The following is a 20,232-nucleotide window of genomic DNA, read 5'->3' as shown; positions in this document are numbered from 1 at the left end:
ATGACCACCACAACGCCCACGCTTCCCGCCGGAGCCCAGGCCACCGGAAAGACCGCCACGACCGCCGGACGGGTCCGCAAGCGGCTGAACAGCCGCACCGCGACGCTGGTCTCGATCGTCATCGCGTTGCTCTGGACGATCCCGACCTTCGGCCTGCTCGTCTCCTCCGTCCGGCCCGAGGACCAGATCAAGTCCAACGGCTGGTGGACGTTCTTCACCGACCCGCAGTTCACCCTGGAGAACTACCAGGACGTGCTGTTCGGCAGCTCGTCCTCGTCGGGGCAGCTCGCCAGCTACTTCATCAACTCGCTGGCGATCACCATCCCGTCGGTGTTGTTCCCGCTCGCGTTCGCGTCCCTGGCCGCGTACGCACTGGCGTGGATCAACTTCAAGGGCCGGGACTGGATGTACATCGCGATCTTCGCGCTGCAGATCGTCCCGCTGCAGATGGCCCTCGTGCCGCTGCTGAAGTTCTTCTCCACCGGTGTCAGCCTGGGCGGGGTCACCATCATGCCCGCCTGGGACCTGGTCGACGAGCAGAAGTTCGCCCAGGTGTGGTTCGCGCACACCTGCTTCGCGCTTCCGTTCGCCGTCTTCCTGCTGCACAACTTCATCTCGCAGCTGCCCAAGGACCTGATGGAGGCGGCCCGGGTCGACGGGGCCACCCACCCGAAGATCTTCCGCACCATCGTCCTGCCGCTGATCACCCCGGCCATCGCGGCCTTCGGGATCTTCCAGTTCCTCTGGGTCTGGAACGACCTGCTGGTCGCGCTGATCTTCGCCGGAGGCGGCAACGAGACCGCGCCGCTCACCGTCCGGCTGGCCGAGATGGCCGGCACCCGGGGCAACGAGTGGCAACGGCTGACCGCCGGCGCGTTCGTCTCGATGGTCGTACCGCTGGTCGTGTTCCTGTCGCTCCAGCGGTACTTCGTGCGCGGCCTGCTCGCCGGCAGCGTCAAGGGCTGAACCGGACGACCGCCGCCGCCCGGCTCCGGGCGGCGGCGGTCGGGTCACCGGGGCGGGATAACCATGACGAAGATCGATGATGTCGCCCGCCTGGCCGGGGTCTCCACGGCCACCGTCTCCCGCGCGCTTCGCGGCCTCCCGACCGTCTCCGCGGCCACCCGTCGCCGGGTGCTCGTCGCCGCCGAGCAGCTCCAGTACGCGGTCTCGCCGAGCGCGTCGCGGCTGGCCAGCGGCCGGACCGCCACCGTGGCGGTGGTGGTCCCCCGGATCACCCGCTGGTTCTTCGGCACCGTGGTCGAGGCCGTCGAGGAGACCCTGAACGAGTCCGGCTACGACCTCCTGCTCTACAACCTCGGCGGCCGGGAACGCACCCGGCAGCGGGTGCTGCGCGCCGCGAACCTGAACAAGCGGGTGGACGCGGTCATGCTGGTCGCCACCCCGCTGCGCCCGGCCGAACTGGCCGAGCTGACCACGCTGGACCTGCCCGGGGTGACCATCAGCTCCGGCAGCGGCGTGCCCGGCTGGCCCTGCGTACGCATAGACGACGTGGCGGCGGCGCGGACCGCCACCCGCCACCTGCTCGACCTGGGTCACCGCCGGATCGCCCACATTTCCGGCGACCCCGACGACGAGCTGGCCTTCACCGCCCACCTGGACCGCCGCCGGGGCTACCAGGAGGCGCTGCGCGCCGCCGGCGTCCCCCTGGACGCGAGCCTCGACATCGAGTCGAAGTTGACCGTCGACGGCGGCAACCTGGCCGCCACCGAACTGCTCGCCCGGGGCGAACCGCCGACGGCGATCTTCGCCGCCTGCGACGAGATGGCGATGGGCGCGATACGCGCGCTGCGCGACGCGGGCCTACGGGTGCCGCAGGACGTCAGCGTCATCGGCATCGACGACCACGAGCTGTCCGGGGTGCTCGGGCTGAGCACGATCGCCCAGCCGGCGGCGGAACAGGGCCGCCTCGCGGCACGCATCCTGCTCGACCCGCTCGGCGGCCGGGCCCTCTCCGAGCCGGTCCGGCGGATCGTCCCCGCCCCGGGCGACACAAGACCGGCCGGCCCGGCGTCCGGACCGGTGATCCTGCCCACTCGGCTCGTCGTGCGGGACTCGACCGCGCCGCCCCGGCCAGACTGAACGGATTCACCCGCCCGCCGAGCGGGAACATGACGGGCGGGAACATGACCGGCGGGAACATGACCGGCGACGGCGTCGACACACGGGAGAAGGCCCTGAACACCAACGCGACCCAGCAGGAACCGTCCGCCGGCCCGGCCACCGGTTGGTGGACCGAGGCCGTCATCTACCAGATCTACCCGCGCTCGTTCGCCGACTCCGACGGCGACGGGATCGGCGATCTGCCGGGCATCACCGCCCGCCTCGACCACCTGGTCGAGCTGGGGGCGGACGCGGTCTGGCTCTCGCCGTTCTATCCCTCGCCACAGGCGGACGCCGGCTACGACGTGGCCGACTACCGGGACGTGGACCCGCTGTTCGGCGGGCTCGCCGACGCCGACCGGCTGATCGCCGAGGCCCGCGCCCGCGGCCTGCGGGTGATCGTGGACCTGGTGCCCAACCACACCTCGTCGGCACACCGCTGGTTCTCCGCAGCCCTCCCCGCCGCGCCCGGCAGCCCGGAGCGCGCCCGGTACATCTTCCGCGACGGCCTCGGCCCCGACGGCGACCGCCCGCCGAACGACTGGCGCAGCGTGTTCGGCGGTCCGGCGTGGACCCGGGTCACCGAGCCGGACGGCCGCCCCGGCCAGTGGTACCTGCACCTGTTCGACCCCGGCCAGCCCGACCTCGACTGGGACAACCCGGAGGTCCGCGCCGAGTTCCTGGACGTGCTGCGGTTCTGGCTGGACCGCGGGGTGGACGGCTTCCGGGTCGACGTGGCGCACGGGCTGGTCAAGCAGGCCGACCTGGCGGACTGGCAGGAGCCGCAGGAGATCCTCTCCGGCAACGAGGTCGACAAGCCGCGCCCGCCCATGTGGGACCAGGACAGCGTGCACGAGATCTACCGGGACTGGCGACGCCTGCTCGACGAGTACCCCGGGGAGCGGATCCTGGTCGCCGAGGCGTGGGTGGAGCCGGCCGAGCGGCTGGCCCGGTACGTCCGGCCCGACGAGATGCACCAGGCGTTCAACTTCGAGTACCTGCTCGCCGCCTGGACCGCCCCCGCCCAGTACGCCGTGGTCACCCGCTCGCTGGAGGCCACCGACAAGGTGGGCGCTCCCACCACCTGGGTGCTGTCCAACCATGACGTCGTCCGGCACGCCTCCCGGCTCGGCCTGCCCGTCGGCACCCCCAAGCCGAACGGCATCGGCATCGGCGACCCGCAGCCGGACGCCGCGCTCGGCCTGCGCCGGGCCCGGGCGGCCAGCCTGCTGATGCTGGCCCTGCCCGGCTCCGCGTACCTGTTCCAGGGCGAGGAGTTGGGTCTGCCGGAGCACATGACGCTGCCCGACGAGGCCCGGCAGGACCCGACCTGGGAGCGCAGCGGACACACCGAGCGGGGCCGGGACGGCTGTCGGGTGCCGATCCCGTGGGAGGCCGACGCCCCGTCGTACGGCTTCGGGCCGACCGATGCGAGCTGGCTGCCGCAGCCGCCGGTGTGGGCCGAGTACGCCCTGGACCGGCAGCGCGGGGTGCCCGGCTCGACGTACGAGCTGTACCGGACCGCGCTGCGGCTGCGCCGCGAGCACGGGCTGGGCCGGGGCACCCTGTTCTGGCTCTCCTCCGGCGACGAGGTGCTGGCCTTCCGCAACGGCGAGGTGGCCGTGCTGACCAACTTCGGCGACGCGGCGGCGCCGCTGCCGGCCGGGGCCGACGTGCTGCACGCCAGCGCCCCGCTGACCGACGACGGCGCGGTCCCGACCGACGTGACGGTCTGGTACCGGGCCGCCTGACAGGGCGCGGGCAGGGCCCCTTCCCGGGAGGGGCCCTGCCTACAGGCGGTCGGCGCGGGCGTGCAGCAGGTCGTGCACGGCGTCGATGTCCCGGGGCGAGGTGCGGGAGGCGAGCCAGTACATGACCCCGGTGGGGATGAAGAAGAGCTGGAACGCGGCCAGCCCGACGGCGTAGTTCAGCGGCGGCGGGAAGGCCGCCCGCAGGGCGTGGAAGGCCACCCCGACCAGGCCGTTGCCGGCCGCCCGGCCGACCCCGTTGACCAGGTTGCCGAGGCTGTAGACGGTGCCCCGGTGCTCCGGCGGATTGACGTCGGCGATCAGGGCGAACCAGTTGGGCGAGTTCGCCGAGGTGAGCGCCAGCGCCAGCACGGCGGTGAGCAGGCTCAGCCCGACCGTCGGCTCGGTGACGACGCTGGCCAGCACCGCGCCGACGATCGCGCCGGTGCTGCCGCCGTCGGGCACGTCGATGCGGATCGGCACGAAGAACAGGACCAGGTAGAACGGCAGGGCCGCGAGGATGCCCACCGCTGCGACCAGCGCCCTGCCCCGGGGGGTACGCCGCTGGAGCGCGTCGCCCACCAGGCCACCGACGATGGAGAACACCCCGCCGAGCTGGAACAGGGTGGCGAAGACGCTGCCCACCACGACTGCCGTGACCGCCGAGTAGCCCTGGTCCTCGGCCCGCTCGGCGAAGAGCACCGGCAGCCAGACCAGCGAGCCGAAGGCGGCCTGGGCGGTCAGGCCCTGGAGCACCAGCCACCGGTTGGTCCGGCGGTCCAGGATCCGGGGCAGGTCGGCCCGGGTGATCCGGTAGTCGTACTCGGCGCCGGTGGCGAGCGCCTCGGCCAGCTCCGGCTCGCTCTGCCCCCGCCGGATGTCGTACGTGAACAGGTATGCGCAGGTCGCGGCCAGCCCGACGACGGTGAGCAGCCAGAACGGCCGCCGCCACTCGGTGGCGCCGAGCAGCCCGCCGGCGAGCGTCCCGGCCAGGGTGCCGACGCCCTGGGACAGCCCCCAGAAGCTCATCACCAGCCCACGTCGGCGCGGCGAGATCAGGTCGGTGACCACCGAGAAGCCGACCGAGCCGACCGCGCCGAGGCCCACCGCCGCGACGAGCTGGGCGGCCAGGAACGTCGGGTAGCTCTGGGCCAGCGCGCTGCCGCCGGTGCCGGCGGCCCAGACCAGGGTGCCGACCATCAGCAGCGGCTTGCGGTCGGTCCGGTCGCCGACGTACGCCCAGCCGACCGCCGCGACGGCGCTGACCAGGAAACTGACCGCGGTGACCAGGCCGAGCAGCCGCTGGGACACGCCGAGCGCCCCGGAGATCGGCCCGTACAGCGGCGGGACGAGGCCGATCGCCACGTTGTCCAGCGAGGCGAGCAGCACGAAGACCACGACGCTGTAGAGCCGGTGCGCCGGGCCGCCGCCCCGGGCCGCCCGGGGCCCGCTCCTGGTCGAGCTCATGTCGGGCAGCCAACCAGGCGCGGACTACGGCCCGGTGACCGACCCCCCACCGGCGGCCCACCGGGGCAGCCCGTCCGGTCAGAGGTAAGGCCGGTCTCGGCGTGGACGGAGGGGATGGTGGCCTTCCCGGTGCCGGGAGCGCCGTGCAGCAGCGCCGGCCCGCCGGCGACGGTCTCCGGCACAGCCCATTACGCCGGATCGACGCGGTCGAGCACCCGGTCGCGGGCGGCGGCGTAGCGCTCGCGGACGGCGGGGACGGGGTCGGCGGAGTGCTCCTCGGCGCCCACCGGGGACCAGTCGGGCGGGGCGTCGCCGCCCAGGGCGAGCCAGGCGGCCTGGCGGGCCGCTCCGTCGGCGACGTACTCCCCGGGCGGCGGGACGACGACCGGGCGGCCGAAGACCTGCGGCGCGACGCGGCGCACCGCCGCCGACCGGGCGCCGCCGCCGACCAGGATCACCCGCTCGACCCGGGCCCCCTGGGCCACCAGCGCGTCGAGACCGTCGGCGAGCGCGCAGAGCATCCCCTCGACGGCCGCCCGAGCCAGGTGGGCGGGGGTCGAGGTGGCCAGGGTCAGCCCGTGCACCGCGCCGGTGGCGGACGGCCGGTCCGGGGTCCGCTCGCCCTCCAGGTAGGGGACCACGACCAGCCCGTCCGCGCCGGGCGGCGCGGACAGCGCAAGGTCGGACAGCTCGTCCAGGCCCACCCGGAGCAGGCCGGCGGCGGCGTCGAGCACCCGGGCCGCGTTGAGCGTGCAGACCAGCGGCAGGTACCGGCCGGTGGCGTCGGCGAACCCGGCCACCGCGCCGCTCGGGTCGGCGGCCGGGGCGTCGGCGACGCTGAACACCGTGCCGGAGGTGCCGATGGAGACGACCACGTCCCCGGGCCGGGCACCGACGCCGAGCGCCGCGGCGGCGTTGTCCCCGGCCCCCGGTCCGAGCGGCACCCCGCCGGTCGCCGGGCCGGCCCCGGACGACGGGCCGGCCGACGACGACGGGCCGGTCAAGGACGACGGGCCGGTCAAGGACGACGGGCCGGTCAAGGACGACGGGCCGGCCGACGACGACGGGCCGGTCAGGGCGGTCGGGTCCAGGGTGCCGGCGGCCTCGGCCGGGCCGAGCACGACGGGGACCGCCAGCCGGCGGCCGAAGACGCGCTCCAGCAGGTCGAGGCGGTACTCCCCGGTGGCCGGGGACCAGTAGCCGGTGCCGCTGGCGTCGCTGCGGTCGGTGCGCAGGGCGGCCAGGCCCGGCGCGCCGGCCAGCCGCCAGGTCAGCCAGTCGTGCGGCAGGCAGACGGCGGCCACCCGGGCGGCGTTGGCCGGCTCGTGCCGGGCCAGCCAGCGCAGCTTGGTAGCGGTGAAGCTGGCCACCGGGACCGAGCCGACCGCGTCGGCCCAGAACCGCCGGCCGGCCTCGCCGCCGCCGGCCTCCTCGATCAGCTCTGCGGCGGCGCCGGCCGACCGGGTGTCGTTCCACAGCAGCGCCGGCCGGACGACCCGGCCCGCCTCGTCGAGGCACACCATGCCGTGCTGCTGCCCGGCGACGGAGACCGCCGCGACGTCGCCCAGCCCGCCGGCCGCCTCGACCGCCGCCTCCAGGGCATCCCACCAGGCCTGCGGGTCGACCTCGGTGCCGTCGGGGTGCCGGGCGCGGCCGGAGCGGACCGGCGCGCCGGTCTCCGCGTCGCGGATCACCAGCTTGCAGGACTGGGTGGACGAGTCGAACCCGGCGACCAGGGGCACGGCGGCGACCTCAGCGGGCGCCGAGCAGGTGCTCGACGGCGAGCTGGTTGAGCCGGACGAAGCCGAAGCCCAACGCGGCGGCGGCGTCCACGTCGTACTCCTCGAACGCGGTGCGGTCGGCGAGCAGGTCGGCGTAGCCCTCGCCGGGGGCGAGGGTGGGGGCGGCCAGGTCGGTGACCCGGCTGGCGGCCAGCGCCTCGGCCACCTCCGGATCGGCCCGGAACGCCGCGGCCCGCTCCTTGAGCAGCAGGTAGGTGCGCATGTTGGCCTCGGCCGAGGCCCATACCCCGGTGAAGTCCTCGGTGCGGGAGGGCTTGTAGTCGAAGTGCCGGGGGCCGTCGTAGGCCGGGCCGCCGTCGGGGCCGCCGTGCTCCAGCAGGTCGACCAGGGCGAACGCGTTGAGCAGGTCGCCGTGGCCGAAGACCAGGTCCTGGTCGTACTTGATGCCGCGCTGGCCGTTGAGGTCGAGGTGGAACAGCTTGCCCTGCCAGAGCGCCTGGGCGACGCCGTGGACGTAGTTCAGCCCGGCCATCTGCTCGTGGCCCACCTCGGGGTTGAGGCCGACCAGGTCCGGGCGGGCCAGGGTGGAGATGAACGCCAGCGCGTGCCCGATGGTCGGCAGCAGGATGTCACCGCGCGGCTCGTTCGGCTTCGGCTCGATGGCGAAGCGCAGGTCGTATCCCTGGTCGACGACGTACTGGCAGAGCAGGTCGACGGCCTCGCGGTAGCGGTCCAGCGCGGAACGGACGTCCTTGGCCAGGTCGTACTCGGCGCCCTCCCGGCCGCCCCACATGACGAAGGTGCGCGCGCCCAGCTCGGCGGCGAGGTCGACGTTGCGCAGCACCTTGCGCAGCGCGTACCGCCGCACGTCGCGGTCGTTGCTGGTGAATCCGCCGTCCTTGAACACCGGATGGGTGAAGAGGTTGGTGGTGACCATCGGGACGACCAGCCCGGTCGCGTCGAGCGCCTTGCGGAACCGGGTGATGCGGCCGTCGCGGGTGGCCGGGTCCGCGCCGAAGGGAATCAGGTCGTCGTCGTGGAAGGTGATCCCGTACGCGCCCAGCTCGGCGAGCTTGTGTACGGCCTCGACGGCGTCCAGCTCCGGGCGGGTAGCGTCGCCGAACGGGTCGCGGGCCTGCCAACCCACCGTCCAGAGGCCGAAGGAGAACTTGTCGGCGGGGGTGGGACGGGACGCCATGGCGGACCTCCGGCAGCTATTTGTTCAGTGATTGAATTATTTGACGGGCGTGTGGCAGTGTCAAGGGGTGACCCGTCCCGCCGCTCGGGCCGCGGCGGTCCGCCAGGGCAGCCTGCGCGAGCTGAACCTCGCCGTGGTGCTCGGCCGGATCGCCGCCGCGCCCAGCCCACCGTCGCGAGCCGCGGTGGCCGCCGCGACCGGCCTGACCCGGGCCACCGTCTCCGCCGTTGTCGACGACCTCGTCGCCGGCCGGCTGGTGGGCGAGTCGGAGCCGGCCCCCCGCACCGGCGCCGGACGCCCAGCCCGGGGCCTGGTGCTGGCCGGCGACGGCCCGGCCGGGCTGGGCCTGGAGATCAACGTCGACTACCTGGCCGCCTGCGTGGTCGACCTGGCCGGCGAGGTCCGGCACCACACCGTGCGCCGGGCCGACCTGCGCCCCGTCTCCCCCGCCGACGCGCTGGCCCGGCTCGTCGGGCTGGCCGCCGCCGCCCGGGTCGACGCCGAGCGGCAGGGGCTCACCCTGGCCGGGGCCGCCCTCGCGGTGCCCGGGCTGGTCGACGCGGCCGGGCTGGTCCGGCTCGCCCCGAACCTGGGCTGGCAGGACGTGCCCGTCCCCGAACTGCTCTCCGACCATCCGCCGCTGGTCGAGCCGGTCCCCGGCATCCCGGCGCTGGTGGTGGAGAACGAGGCCAACCTGGCCGCGCTGGGCGAGCTGCACGCCGACCCGGACGGACCGGTCAGCTTCCTGCACGTCTCCGGCGAGGTCGGCATCGGCGCCGGGATCGTCCTCGACGGCGCCCTCTTCCGGGGCGTACGCGGCTGGAGCGGCGAGATCGGTCACATCCCCGTCCAGCCGGAGGGCCGGCCCTGCCGGTGCGGCGGCCTGGGCTGCCTCGAACGGTACGCCGGCCAGGAGGCCATCCTCGCCGCCGCCGGGCTGGACCGGGCGGACCTCCCGGCCGACACCGCCGCGACCCGGCTGGCCGACCTCGCGGCCGCCGACCACCCCGCGACCCTGGCAGCCCTGGCCGAGGCGGGGCAGGCGCTCGGGGTCGCGGTGGCCGGCGTGGTGAACCTGTTGGACCTCGACACCGTGGTGCTCGGCGGCGGATACGCCCTGCTCACGCCCTGGCTGCGGCCCCCGGTGCTGGCCGAGGTGTCACGGCGGGTGCTCACCGCCGGATGGTCGCCGGTGACCGTGCGTTCCTCGGCGCTCGGCCCGGAGGCCGCCGTGGTCGGCGCGGCCGGCTCCGTCGTCCGGCGGATCGTCGCCGACCCGGTCGGATGGCTGAGCCGCACCGGCTGACCTGCTCTTCGTCGATGCACGGCGGACACCCTCGCCGCAGGTGATCCGGGTCGCCGACCCGCGACTGCTGCGACCGGGGATGCGGACCAGGGTCAGGCCGTACGCGACCAGCCGCCCCCGGCGGCCTCGCCGGACCACCCGCTCGGGGCGTCGCCGGTCGACCGGCCGTGCGGTATCCCGCCGGGCCGGTTCCCGCTCGACCAGCCGGCCTGCGGCTCCCCCGAGGACCAGTCACCCGGCCCGGTCGCCGTCGCCCGCTCCCCCGGCCGGGTCTCGGCGGACGGCTCCGCGACCGGCGGCTCCGGCGGGTGCCGGTGCCGGGCCACCTCGTCGAACTCCTGCAGGCCGGCGAGGAGCGCCCGCCGCCCCTCGGGGGTCATCCCGGCCAGGATCACGGCAAGCCGCTGCCGGCGGTCGGCCCGCAGCTCGGCGAGGAGCCATTCGGCCTCCGAGGTGAGGTGCAGGGAGATCTCCCGGCGGTCGGAACGGCCGGGCTCGCGCTCCAGCATGCCCGCGGCCACCAGCCGGTCGCAGAGCCTGCTCGCCGAGGAGAGCAGCATGTCGAGCAGCGTCGCCAGCCGACGCAGGTTGATCCCGTCGTGCTGCTCGACCACCATCACCGCGCGCAGTTGCGCCCCCGAGAGCCGGCTGGTGGTCCGCTCGCGCGCCGCCTCGAAGACCGTGAGCAGGGTGCCGGCGGCCGCATCGAGGGCGGCGGCCATACTCGCTTCTGGTCCGCGTGGACCGTGTTCTTCGGACATGGTGGGCACGAGACTACCCGGCGTCCCTGGTCGCCGGGCCTCCGACAGAGGAGCGACGATGAGCGGTGCGGAAGACCGGGCCCGCCGGACGCTGACCGAGGCACCGGCCGATCTGCTGGTCGACCGACTCGCCACGGACCTCGAACGGTCGTACGGGATCACGGACGTCGAACTGCTCCAGGTCGACTACCGGCTCTCGGCGCTGCTTCCGCTCACGGAAGGTGAGCCGGTGACCGGGCCGGGACATCCGGCCTGGCGGTGCTTCGACCACCAGGAGCCCATCCTGGCCGACCGGACCGGCTACTTCCCGGTGAGCATGCGGGGGGAACGGCGTGGGGTCCTGCGGGTCGCCCCGCTCCCCGAGGACCGGGCCGCCCGGGACGAGCTGCTCGGGATCGCCACCGCCCTCGGCCACGAACTGGTGGCGGTGAACGAAGGCACCGACTTGTACCGGACCGCCCGCCGCAGCCGCCGGCTCACGCTGGCCGCCGAGATGCAGTGGGAACTGCTGCCCGGCCGGAGCCGGATCCGCCCCTCGTTCAGCCTGGCCGGGCAGCTCGAACCGGCGTACGCGGTGCGCGGCGACAGCTTCGACTGGTCCGACGACGGGCACCGGCTGTGGCTGTCGACGATCAACGGAATGGGTGAGGGGGTCACCGCGTCCGTGCTGACCGCGCTGGCCACCCACGCCCTGCGCAACGCCCGACGGGGCGGGCTCTGCCTGGCCGACCAGGCGGCGCTGGCCGACCAGGCGGTGTACGCCCTGCACCGGGGCGAGCAGCACGTCTCGGCGTTGCTGCTGGAGTTGGACCTCGCCGGCGGGACGATGACGGTGGTCGACGCCGGCTCACCCCGACTGGTGCTGCTGCGCGACGGCGAGGTGGTCGAGCAGCCCCTGGAGGCGCAGTTCCCGCTGGGCATGTTCGACGGGACCGACTACCGGGAGCAGCAGTTCACGCTGCACCGCGGGGACCGGCTCTTCGTCCTCAGCGACGGCGTCATCGAGGCGACCGGCCAGGACGTCCGGTACGGCGGGACGGCGCTGGACCGGTTCCTGCGCCGGACCGGCCCGATGGAGCCGCTGGAGGCGGTCCGGTCGCTGCTCGGCGACCTGCGGGCGTTCGTCGCCGGCGACCTCGTCGACGACGCGGTGGTGGTCTGCCTGGACTGGACCGGCCCCCAGCCGTGACCGGGGCCTTCAGCCGGGGCGGGGTCGCTGCCGGCGTCGCCCCGCCACCGGGTGGTCAATAGGCGCCCCGGCTGCGCATCACCGCGCCGAAGGTCTTCCACATGATGGTCAGGTCGGCGGCCAGCGACCAGTTCTCCACGTAGTAGAGGTCAAGCCGGATGCCGTCCTCCCAGCTCAGGTCGGACCGGCCGCTGACCTGCCAGAGGCCGGTCATGCCGGGCTTGACCAGCAACCGCCGGGCCACGTCGCCGTCGTAGCGGGCCACCTCGGAGGGCAGCGGCGGGCGCGGGCCGACCAGGCTCATGTGGCCGAGCAGCACGTTCGCCAACTGGGGCAGCTCGTCCAGCGACCACTTGCGCAGCACCCGGCCGACCCGGGTCACCCGGGGGTCGTCGCGCATCTTGAACATCAGCCCGTCGGTCTCGTTGCGGGCGGCCAGCTCGGCGAGCAGGGCGTCGGCGTTGATCACCATGGTGCGGAACTTGAACACCCCGAACTCCCGGCCGCCCTGGCCGACCCGGGTCTGCCGGAACAGCACCGGCCCCCGGCTGTCGAGCTTGATGGCCAGCGCGATCACCGCCACCAGCGGCAGGAGCAGCGCCAGCGCCACGGTGGCGGCGGACCTGTCGACGAAGCCCTTGACCAGCTTGCGGGCCCCCCGGAACTCGGGGGCCTCCACGTGGATCAGGGGGAGGCCGGCGACCGGCCGGGTGTGGATGCGGGGACCGGCCACGTCGGTCAGCGCGGGCGCGACGACCAGGTCGACCCCGGTCCCCTCCAGCTGCCAGCCGAGCCGCCGCAGCCGGGTCGCGGTCAGCTCACCGGAGGCGGTGACCGCCACGGTGTCGGCCCCGATCGCGGTGGCCGCCTGCGGGATGCCCCGGAACGAGCCGACCACCGGGACGTCACCGAGCCGCTGCGGCACCGGTGCCAGCAGCGCGTCCGGGATGCAGGCGCCGACCACCTGGTAGCCGGCGTACGGCTCCCGGCGCAGCTGGTGCACCAGCTCCAGCACGTGCGCGGTGTCGCCCACCACCAGCACCTTGCGCGACCAGCCCCGGCCCTGGGACCGGGCCCGGTGCAGCCGCTTGCGGGCGGCGAACCGGGCCGCCTCCAGGCCCAGCATGCCCACCGCGAACGAGATGGCCAGGAAGCCCCGGGAGACCCCGACGTCGGCGATGTAGCCCGCGATCGCGGTGCCCCCGGCGAGCCGCAGGCTGGCCGTGCTCACCCGGCGGTACTCGTCCGCGCCGTAGCCCAGCACCCGGTCGTCGTAGCAGCGCAGCACCTTGAGCGAGACCAGCCAGGTGAGCACGAGCGCGGGCGCGACCACGACGTACGGGATCTTCGAGCCCACCGGCTCCTCGTCGCCGAAGCGGCTGACGTAGCCGACCAGCACGGCGACGGCCAGCACGGCGGTGTCCAGCACCACCAGCATGCGGACGTACGCTCGCTCGTCGACGCGGGCCACCTGCCCTGCCCGGTGGCCACCAGGACGCGACGGCGTCCTGGTGGGGGTCAAAAGCGTCGTCGACGTCACCGGCCCTCCCCACTTCTGCTGAGGCCGACCCCGGTCGACGGTCGGTCCTCTTCACAGGACCATCGATGCCGGAGCACCCCGACATCTTGCCTCAGAACCATGGCCACCGATCGCCTCGGACGTATTGCCGTCATTTGCTTGGAAACAGCTTCCATGAAAAAAACTTTCCGTCGCACCGGTTCCACCGGCGCGACGGTCCAATCTGCACTGATTGGTTACTCAGCGTGGAGCGTTCGGCCGGAGCGCGATCGCCTTCAGGAAGATGTCACCGATCCTGGTCGGGTCCTCGGTGACGAAGTTCCCCCCACCGGTGACCTTGGTGATCGACTCCAGCTCGGCCTTGCTGACGTCGGCGCCGATGCCGATGATGACGACCTGGACCGGCCGCTCTGGGTCGGCGATCCGCTTCAGCTCGGAGAGCAGCTTCTGCTGGGAAATGCCGTCGTCGTCCTCGTTCTTGCCGTCGGTGAACAACACCACCGAGTTGACCCGGCCCGGTTCCCAGTCGTTCTGGACCTCCTGGTACGCGGCCAGCAACGTGTCGTACAGGCCGGTGTCGCCGTTCGAGGGCCGGATCGTGGTCAGCCCCTGCTCCAGCCGGGCGCGGTTGCCCGACAGCGGGTTGATCGGCACCAGCTCGCGGTAGTCCCGGGCGCCCACCAGCCTCGTGGAGAAGGTCCACAGCCCGATCGACCAGGAGTCGTCGAACAGGTTCAGGCCCCGGCTGGCCGCCGCCACCGTGACCTGCTCCCGGGTGGCGTTGTTGGCGCTCGGCACCGGCTGCTTCATCGAACCGGAGACGTCGATCACGCACAACATCCGGCCGGACTGGGTGGCGATCGACCAACTGGAGACGACGCGCTCTATCGCCGCCGGGTCCAGGCCGCCGGCACCGTTGCCGGCCGGAGTGGGCGTGACTCCCGCGCCGCCGCCCGGGCTCGGCGCGCCCCGCAGCGCCTTGAAGCCCTCGCCCCAGCCGCCGTCCGGCGCGCGCAGCGACCGCTCGGCCAGCCGGTCACGGAAGCCGGGGGTGGTGAGCGCCCCGAACAGGACCCGGGCTGCGGACTGCTTCGCCGGCTCGACACCGGGCAGCACCGCGTACGGGTAGTCCAGCGGCACCGGCGACGGTTCGAGGTAGAGCGCCGCCAGCGGGATCGGCGGCTTCCCCTCGTTGTACGCCATCACGGCCTCCTCCGACAGCGTTGCGGCGCCGAGGCCGCCGGCGATCGCCGCCGGGTCGGACGAGCGCGGGAACCGGGCGAGCAGGTCCTGGCGCAACGCGGACCGGCCGGTGGCCAGCGCCCGCAGCGTGCCGGTGGTCGCCTCCTGCGCGTCGCCGCCGGAGGCGCTGGCCGTCGCGGTCAGCGACAGCAGCCCGGACAGGCCGGCCGCGTCCCGGGTCGGCTCCACGATCCCGGTCCGCAGCGGCTTGCTGCTGCTCACCTGCCGCAGCAGGTCGGACCAGGTCAGCTTCTTCTCCGGCCAGCCGAGCCGGGAGGAGGCCACCGGCTCGGGCACCGCCACCACGACGGGGCTGCGGGCGATGGACCCGCCGTTGCTCGGGGCGAACGCGGTGGCCCCGGCGTTCTTCAGCCGCAGCAGCCAGGTCGAGGAGTCCGGCACCCACACGTCCGGGGTGACCGCGGTGCCGCTGACCTGACCCACACCGGGAAGCTGCACGCCGTGCTTGCTGGCCACGGCCGCGGCGACGTGCACGGAGTCGACGGCCGAGACGTCGACCGTGATGCAGGTGCCACCGACCGCCGCGCCGTCGGCCACCCACCCGGCGGCCTCGGCCCGCACCGCGGGCGCGACCTCGGGGGAAGCCGCGACGGTGAGCTGGACCTGCCCCGAGCACGCCGGCTGCACCAGTTGGCGGTACCCGAACCAGGAGCCCGCGACGACGACGACCAGCGCGGTCGCCGAGGCGACGGCACCTGCTCCGCGGAGACTTGAACGCATGCGATGGCGGCCTGGCACGGTGACCATCTTGCGTAACCGCTACGGGCGCTGCCACGGCCGTTCGGACGAAAGTTACCCAGCAGCAACAGTTCCCGGCCGTTTCGTTACCCTGAGTCGCCAGTTCGAATCCCGGTGTTGCCGGAATGCCCCTGAACAGGGACGGAGCGTGATGCCGGTCGCCGCCCGGTCAGGGCAGGACGCAGGTCGGGCTGGGCACCGGAACGGGCTCGCCGACCGGCGTCGGCACCCCCGTCGCCGGGTCCACCCGGAACACCCGGATCATGTCGGCGCGTTCGTCGGCGACGTAGAGGTGCCCGCCGGCCAGCGCGAGGTGCCGGGGCCACTCCCCGCCGGTCTCCACCTCGGCGACCAGTTCGGGCAGCTCACCCGCCAGCGCGAAGACCGACACCGTGCCGACGCCCCGGTTGCCGACGTAGAGGAAGCGACCGTTCGCGCCGACCGTGATCTCGGAGGGCTGGACGTGGCCGGCGCGGGTGCTGGCGTCCACCCGGCCGCGCTGGTGCAGCGCCCCGTCGGGGGCCAGCTCGTACGCGGTCACCGTGCCGTCCAGCTCCCCCGCCAGCCAGCAGCGCCGGCCGTCCGGGTGCCGGGCCAGGTGCCGGGGGCCCGTGCCGGCCGCCACGTGCACCCGGGGGCCCCGGGGCACCAACCGGCCGGAGGCGGCGTCGAGGTCGTACCGGTAGACGGAGTCGGTGCCGAGGTCGACGGCGAGCAGCGGCCCGGCGTCCGGTGCGGGGGACACCATGTGACAGTGCGCCTTGTCCTGGCGCTGCGGGTCCGCCCCGTGCCCGGAGTGCACCACCAGGTCGCTGCGCTCGCCCGGAACGCCCTGCGGGTCGAGCGGGAGGACGGCGACGCTGCCGCCGCCGTAGTTGGCGACGACCAGGTGCCCGCCGTCCGGGGTGACCGCCAGGTGACAGGGATCCGCGCCGCCGGTGCCCCGCACACCCAGCGGGGTCAGGTCGCCGTCCGGGCCGGTGCGGAACGCGCTGACCTCCCCCTCGGCCAGCTCGTTGACGGCGTAGAGCACCGGCAGGACGGGATGCCGGACGAGAAAGGACGGCGACGGGGTGACCGCGACCGTGCCGAGCGGGGTCAGCGCGCCGGTTCCCGGGTCCCGCCGGGCGGCGACGATCCCGTCGCCCCGGCCGCCGCTGGCCGCCGTGTAACCACCGAGGTGGACGATCGTCTGCTGCCCGGTCACCCGATCCGCCTTCCGTCGCTGTCCGTGTCGATCCCACAGAGCTTTCCCCGCCACCCACCGCATCAGCCCTGATTCCCGCGAATCGATCAGATCGCCGTCGCGCCGCGAGCCGCCGCGGGCCGGGTCAGGCCACCGGCACCGGCTCGCCGCGCTGCCGGGCGACGTGCTCGACCAGCGAGATCAGCACCTCCTTGCCGGACTGCCGGTCCCGGGCGTCGCAGAACACCAGCGGCACCCCCGGGTCCAGGTCCAGGGCCTGCCGTACGGAGTCCAGGCTGAACCGGCGGCCGTCGTCGAAGCAGTTCACCCCGACCACGAACGGGATGTTCCGCTGCTCGAAGTAGTCGATCGAGGGGAAGCAGTCGGCCAGCCGTCGGGTGTCGGCGAGCACCACCGCGCCGAGGGCCCCGAAGGCCAACTCGTCCCAGAGGAACCAGAACCGGTCCTGCCCGGGCGTGCCGAACAGGTAGACCTGGAGGTCCTCGTTGATGGTGATCCGGCCGAAGTCCATCGCCACCGTGGTGGTCGACTTGCCCTCCACGCCGGAAACGTCGTCGACGCCGATCCCGGCCCCGGTGAGGACCTCCTCGGTCTGCAACGGTCGGACCTCGCTCAACGCGCTCACCAGCGTCGTCTTGCCGGCGCCGAAGCCGCCGGCGATGAGGATCTTCAGGGCCAGCGGGATCCGCACCCTTGTTCCGTCACGGTCATAGCGCACGGAGTCCATTGACCACCGCCTTGAGGATGTTGTCGTCGGGTAGGAACGTGGTGCCGGCCGGCGCGTGCACGGAGACCAGGCCGCGGGCGAGCAGGTCGCCGACCAGCACCCGGACCACGACGACCGCGAGGTCCAGCTCGGCGGCGAGCTCGGCGACCGGCACCGGCCGGCGGGCCAGCTCGACCAGCCGCCGGTGCTCCGGGTGCAGTCGTGAGTGGGTGGCGGGGTCGACGGCCCGGGCGGTGAGCACGAAGGCCACCAGGTCGAGACCGGCCGGCGGCCGGACCCGGCCGCCGGTCAGGGTGTACGGGCGGACCACCGGACCGGCGTCGGCGTCCAGCCACTCGTGCTGCGGCCCGGGAGACTCAGCCCGCATCGGCGGCACCCGACCCGACCCGGGCCGGCGCGGTGAGGTTCTCGCCCACCCGGATCACCAGCATCGCCATCTCGTACGCCACCAGGCCGATGTCCGCGTCGGCCTCGGCGACCACCGCCAGACACGCGCCCTGGCCGGCGGCGGTGACGAAGAGATATGCCGACTCCATCTCCACCACGGTCTGCCGGACTCCCCCGGCGTCGAGGTGCCGGCTGGCGCCCTTGGCCAGGCTGGAGAAGCCGGAGGCCAGGGCGCAGAGGTGTTCGGCGTCGCTGCGGTCGGAGTCGGCCGAGGCGCCGAGCAGCAGCCCGTCCGCCGACAGCACCACCGCCTGGCGGCTGGCCGGCACCCGTTCCACCAGGTCGTCGAGCAACCAGTCGAGATCGACGTTCGGCTTCGTCGTGTGCACCACTAGGCATCCCTCTCAGTTGCGGTCGGGGGTTGCGCAGACACCGCCGGGGTGTCCGGATCCGGTGACGCGTCGGCGGCGGAGGTGGTGGAGACGGGCGGCACGGGACCGCCGTCGGCGGCGCCGTCCCGGCGGCCCCGGGCGGTGCCGGCCTGGAGGGCGGACATCAGCCGACGGGCCTCCTCCGGGGCGCGTGGGGCCGGCGCGTCCAGGGCGGCCGGCCGGGGGCGGGCGGCGGGGCCACGCCGGCGCACCCGGCGGGGCAGGCCGTCGCCCTCCCCGGACGGGTCGACCGGCACGGCGCGGCTGGGGACCAGCGGCACCACGGCGGTCGGCGAGTCCGCCCGCTCCCGGGTGATCCGGGCCGGACGCGTCCGGGGCAGGGTCTTGAGCCGGGTCACCTTGGCCATCCGCCGGTCGTCGGCCGAGCCGTCCGGCGCGGCGGGCGGCGGATCGGGCGGCGGCTCTGCGGTCACCAGGTCCGGCGGGATCAGCACCACGGCGGTGACTCCGCCCTGGGCGGCCCGGCGGAGCCGCACCCGGATCCCGTGCCGGGTGGCGAGCCGGGCCACCACGAACAGCCCGAGCCGGGCGCTGTCGGCCGGATCGAACTCCGGTGGCGTCGCCAGCCGCCGGTTGGCCTCCTCCATCGCCGGGATGGACATGCCCAGCCCCTGGTCGGTGATCTCCAGCGCGTACCCGTTGGGCAGGCTCTGCCCGCGCACCGACACGTGGGTGCCCGGCGGGGAGTACCCGGTGGCGTTCTCCACCAACTCGGCGAGCAGGTGGGTGACGTCGCCGACCGCGCGGCCCACCGTGGCGGCGGGCTGCACGTCGATGATGTCGACCCGGTCGTACGACTCGACCTCGGAGATGGCCCCCCGGACCAGGTCGATCATCGCGACCGGATTGCGCCAGCCCCGGCCGGGCGCGGCACCGGCCAGGATGACCAGGTCCTCGGCGTGCCGGCGGAGCCGGGTGGCCAGGTGGTCCACCCGGAACAGCTCGGCCAGCTCGTCCGGGTCCTCGACGCGGCGCTCCATCCGGTCCAGCAGGGCGAGCTGCCGGTGCACCAGGCCCTGGCTGCGCCGGGCGATGTTGAGGAAGACGTCGTTGAGCCCTCGGCGCAGGCTGACCTCGTCGACGGCGGCGCGCACGGCTGTGCGGCCCACCTCGTTGAAGGCGTGGCCGACCTGGCCGATCTCGTCGCGGCCGTACTCCAGCGCGGGCGCCTCCCGGGCCACGTCCACGTCCTCGCCGCGGCGCAGCCGGGCCACCACGTCCGGCAGCCGGTGTTCGGCCATCTCCAGCGCGGCGGTGCGCACCCCGGTGAGCCGCTGCGCCAGCGACCGGCCCACTCGCAGGGACACCAGCACCGACACCACCACGGCGGCGAGCCCGAGCAGGCCGGCCGCCCCGAGGCGGGCGAGGATGCCGACCGCCACCGGAATCGTCCGCTCGGCCAATCCGTCGGCCTGGGTCAGCTCGAAGTCGCGCAGGCTCTGCTGGACGGTGTCCTGGCTGGCCTGCCAGGCCCGGAGGTCCACGGCGGGCGCCCGGACGGGGTGGGCCCGGACCAGGGCGTCCTGGAGGGCCCGCAGCCGGGCGAAGGCGTCGCTCTCGGCCAGCCGCTGGTACGCGGCCCGGTCGTCGGCCGGCAGGTCGGCCACCGCGGACTCGATCAGGAAGCGCTGGTTGCCGATGGTCTGCACGAGCTGGGCGTGCTCGCCCTCAGCGAAGCGCCCGCTGACCAGCACCCCGGCGAGCAGCGCGTCGGCCTGCCCGAGCAGCTCCCGGGAACGGCCGAGTGCGGTCAGTGCCAGGGCCTGCCGGTTCAGGTCGTCGTCGGGCAGCGTGGCCAGCGCCGAGAACGCCTGGAACGCCGCGCCGACCATGCCGCTGTAGAGCCCGATCGCGCCGGTCCGGTCGACCTCGCGGCGGTCGATGAAGCCCCGCCCGGTGGGCAGCCCGTCCAGCGCGCCGAGCAGCCGGTCGACGCGGGCGTCGAGCAGGTCGTCGGCGGCGTCGCGCAGGCGTTCGCCGGAGGCCCGGCCGCGCAGCTCGGCGACCGCGACGTCGGTGCGCCGCCGCTGTTCGGCCAGCGCCGGCAGCGTGGCGTCGCCGGCGAGCTGCACCACGCTGAGCCGGCGCTCCCGTTGCAGCTCGGCGACGACCGTCTCGCCCGGCCGGCCGAGGTCGGACAGGAGGGTGCTGACGGAGAGCAGGTCCCGGGCCGGGCCGAAGGTGAGGGTGGTCGCGAAGATCCAGAGCACCAGCAGCGCGCTCACCGGCGCGACGACCAGCGCCGTCAGCTTCGAGCGAATCGGCCAGTCGCGGGTGTTCATCAGACCTCGCCCGGAAGGTGTGGCAGCGGGTGGCGCCGACGCCGACACGGGCTTCGCCCGCCGCGGCGCCGAGGCACCGGCACGGCGCCTTGGGCAGGATACGTAATCGCCGGCCGTTGCGG

The 20,232-nt window shown here is 74.3% G+C and carries 16 protein-coding genes; 5 read left to right on the top strand and 11 right to left on the bottom strand.

Annotated elements, in window-relative coordinates:
* The 3 genes from OG559_RS17655 (at nucleotide 1) to OG559_RS17645 (ending at nucleotide 3,875) form a co-directional block, all read left to right on the top strand.
* Entirely contained in the window at nucleotides 1-966 is a 966-nt protein-coding gene (locus tag OG559_RS17655) for a carbohydrate ABC transporter permease (RefSeq protein ID WP_387015879.1), read from the top strand.
* Nucleotides 967-1,029: 63 nt separating this feature from the next.
* Nucleotides 1,030-2,103, top strand: a complete 1,074-nt coding sequence (locus tag OG559_RS17650; protein ID WP_405105141.1) for a LacI family DNA-binding transcriptional regulator — start codon at nucleotides 1,030-1,032, stop codon at nucleotides 2,101-2,103.
* A gap of 95 nt (nucleotides 2,104-2,198) precedes the next feature.
* Nucleotides 2,199-3,875 (top strand): glycoside hydrolase family 13 protein, encoded by a 1,677-nt coding sequence (locus tag OG559_RS17645; RefSeq protein ID WP_405116744.1) that lies wholly within the window; start codon nucleotides 2,199-2,201, stop codon nucleotides 3,873-3,875.
* A 39-nt stretch (nucleotides 3,876-3,914) separates the two neighbouring features.
* Here the strand turns inward: OG559_RS17645 and OG559_RS17640 are convergent, their stop codons facing one another.
* The 3 genes from OG559_RS17640 to xylA all read right to left on the bottom strand — a co-directional run bounded on the left by OG559_RS17640 (nucleotide 3,915) and on the right by xylA (nucleotide 8,279).
* Complete coding sequence (locus OG559_RS17640; RefSeq protein WP_405105139.1) at nucleotides 3,915-5,339, bottom strand: MFS transporter; 1,425 nt, start codon at nucleotides 5,337-5,339, stop codon at nucleotides 3,915-3,917.
* Between the two features lie 188 nt (nucleotides 5,340-5,527).
* Nucleotides 5,528-7,081 carry a xylulokinase gene (locus OG559_RS17635; protein ID WP_405105137.1) on the bottom strand — a complete coding sequence of 518 codons (1,554 nt, stop codon included), beginning with the start codon at nucleotides 7,079-7,081 and terminating at the stop codon, nucleotides 5,528-5,530.
* A 10-nt stretch (nucleotides 7,082-7,091) separates the two neighbouring features.
* Entirely contained in the window at nucleotides 7,092-8,279 is a 1,188-nt protein-coding gene (gene xylA / locus OG559_RS17630) for a xylose isomerase (RefSeq protein WP_405105135.1), read from the bottom strand.
* Between the two features lie 67 nt (nucleotides 8,280-8,346).
* Here xylA and OG559_RS17625 point away from each other — a divergent pair, with 67 nt between their 5' ends.
* Nucleotides 8,347-9,585, top strand: a complete 1,239-nt coding sequence (locus tag OG559_RS17625; RefSeq protein WP_405105133.1) for an ROK family protein — start codon at nucleotides 8,347-8,349, stop codon at nucleotides 9,583-9,585.
* A 92-nt stretch (nucleotides 9,586-9,677) separates the two neighbouring features.
* On the opposite strand, the gene OG559_RS17620 is transcribed toward OG559_RS17625, so the two are convergent.
* Nucleotides 9,678-10,307 carry a MarR family winged helix-turn-helix transcriptional regulator gene (locus OG559_RS17620; protein WP_405105131.1) on the bottom strand — a complete coding sequence of 210 codons (630 nt, stop codon included), beginning with the start codon at nucleotides 10,305-10,307 and terminating at the stop codon, nucleotides 9,678-9,680.
* Nucleotides 10,308-10,404: 97 nt separating this feature from the next.
* Between OG559_RS17620 and OG559_RS17615 the strand changes: the two genes are divergently transcribed.
* Nucleotides 10,405-11,535, top strand: coding sequence for a PP2C family protein-serine/threonine phosphatase (locus tag OG559_RS17615; protein ID WP_405105129.1), 1,131 nt, complete (start codon nucleotides 10,405-10,407; stop codon nucleotides 11,533-11,535).
* Nucleotides 11,536-11,590: 55 nt separating this feature from the next.
* Here the strand turns inward: OG559_RS17615 and OG559_RS17610 are convergent, their stop codons facing one another.
* The 7 genes from OG559_RS17610 to OG559_RS17580 all read right to left on the bottom strand — a co-directional run bounded on the left by OG559_RS17610 (nucleotide 11,591) and on the right by OG559_RS17580 (nucleotide 20,110).
* Nucleotides 11,591-13,075 (bottom strand): sugar transferase, encoded by a 1,485-nt coding sequence (locus tag OG559_RS17610; protein WP_405105127.1) that lies wholly within the window; start codon nucleotides 13,073-13,075, stop codon nucleotides 11,591-11,593.
* Nucleotides 13,076-13,294: 219 nt separating this feature from the next.
* The gene (locus tag OG559_RS17605; RefSeq protein WP_405105125.1) at nucleotides 13,295-15,037 is read right to left on the bottom strand and encodes a VWA domain-containing protein; all 1,743 of its coding nucleotides are present in this window, start codon (nucleotides 15,035-15,037) and stop codon (nucleotides 13,295-13,297) included.
* Nucleotides 15,038-15,224: 187 nt separating this feature from the next.
* Nucleotides 15,225-16,262, bottom strand: a complete 1,038-nt coding sequence (locus tag OG559_RS17600) for a lactonase family protein (RefSeq protein ID WP_405105123.1) — start codon at nucleotides 16,260-16,262, stop codon at nucleotides 15,225-15,227.
* Nucleotides 16,263-16,386: 124 nt separating this feature from the next.
* Nucleotides 16,387-16,989 carry a GTP-binding protein gene (locus tag OG559_RS17595; RefSeq protein ID WP_396670021.1) on the bottom strand — a complete coding sequence of 201 codons (603 nt, stop codon included), beginning with the start codon at nucleotides 16,987-16,989 and terminating at the stop codon, nucleotides 16,387-16,389.
* Entirely contained in the window at nucleotides 16,970-17,356 is a 387-nt protein-coding gene (locus OG559_RS17590; protein ID WP_405105121.1) for a DUF742 domain-containing protein, read from the bottom strand. Before OG559_RS17590 ends, OG559_RS17595 begins: the two co-directional genes overlap by 20 nt.
* A complete protein-coding gene (locus OG559_RS17585) occupies nucleotides 17,346-17,768 on the bottom strand; it encodes a roadblock/LC7 domain-containing protein (RefSeq protein WP_396670023.1) in 423 nt (140 codons plus the stop codon). Before OG559_RS17585 ends, OG559_RS17590 begins: the two co-directional genes overlap by 11 nt.
* Complete coding sequence (locus OG559_RS17580) at nucleotides 17,768-20,110, bottom strand: nitrate- and nitrite sensing domain-containing protein (RefSeq protein ID WP_405105119.1); 2,343 nt, start codon at nucleotides 20,108-20,110, stop codon at nucleotides 17,768-17,770. Before OG559_RS17580 ends, OG559_RS17585 begins: the two co-directional genes overlap by 1 nt.
* Nucleotides 20,111-20,232: the final 122 nt, after the last annotated feature.

The sequence above is a fragment of the Micromonospora sp. NBC_01405 genome, assembly GCF_045040155.1.
Classification (GTDB): Bacteria; Actinomycetota; Actinomycetes; order Mycobacteriales; family Micromonosporaceae; genus Micromonospora.
The sequence above is the reverse complement of the archived record's forward strand: the minus strand, read 5'-3'. Positions and strand labels throughout refer to the sequence as shown.

Bases quoted from the DNA above. Each gene is read 5' to 3' on its own strand.
- OG559_RS17655 (WP_387015879.1), top strand. From the start codon at position 1: ATGACCACCACAACGCCCACGCTTCCCGCCGGAGCCCAGGCCACCGGA.
- OG559_RS17650 (WP_405105141.1), top strand. From the start codon at position 1,030: ATGACGAAGATCGATGATGTCGCCCGCCTGGCCGGGGTCTCCACGGCC.
- OG559_RS17640 (WP_405105139.1), bottom strand. From the start codon at position 5,339: ATGAGCTCGACCAGGAGCGGGCCCCGGGCGGCCCGGGGCGGCGGCCCG.
- xylA (WP_405105135.1), bottom strand. From the start codon at position 8,279: ATGGCGTCCCGTCCCACCCCCGCCGACAAGTTCTCCTTCGGCCTCTGG.
- OG559_RS17620 (WP_405105131.1), bottom strand. From the start codon at position 10,307: ATGGCCGCCGCCCTCGATGCGGCCGCCGGCACCCTGCTCACGGTCTTC.
- OG559_RS17615 (WP_405105129.1), top strand. From the start codon at position 10,405: ATGAGCGGTGCGGAAGACCGGGCCCGCCGGACGCTGACCGAGGCACCG.
- OG559_RS17605 (WP_405105125.1), bottom strand. From the start codon at position 15,037: ATGCGTTCAAGTCTCCGCGGAGCAGGTGCCGTCGCCTCGGCGACCGCG.
- OG559_RS17595 (WP_396670021.1), bottom strand. From the start codon at position 16,989: ATGGACTCCGTGCGCTATGACCGTGACGGAACAAGGGTGCGGATCCCG.
- OG559_RS17590 (WP_405105121.1), bottom strand. From the start codon at position 17,356: ATGCGGGCTGAGTCTCCCGGGCCGCAGCACGAGTGGCTGGACGCCGAC.
- OG559_RS17580 (WP_405105119.1), bottom strand. From the start codon at position 20,110: ATGAACACCCGCGACTGGCCGATTCGCTCGAAGCTGACGGCGCTGGTC.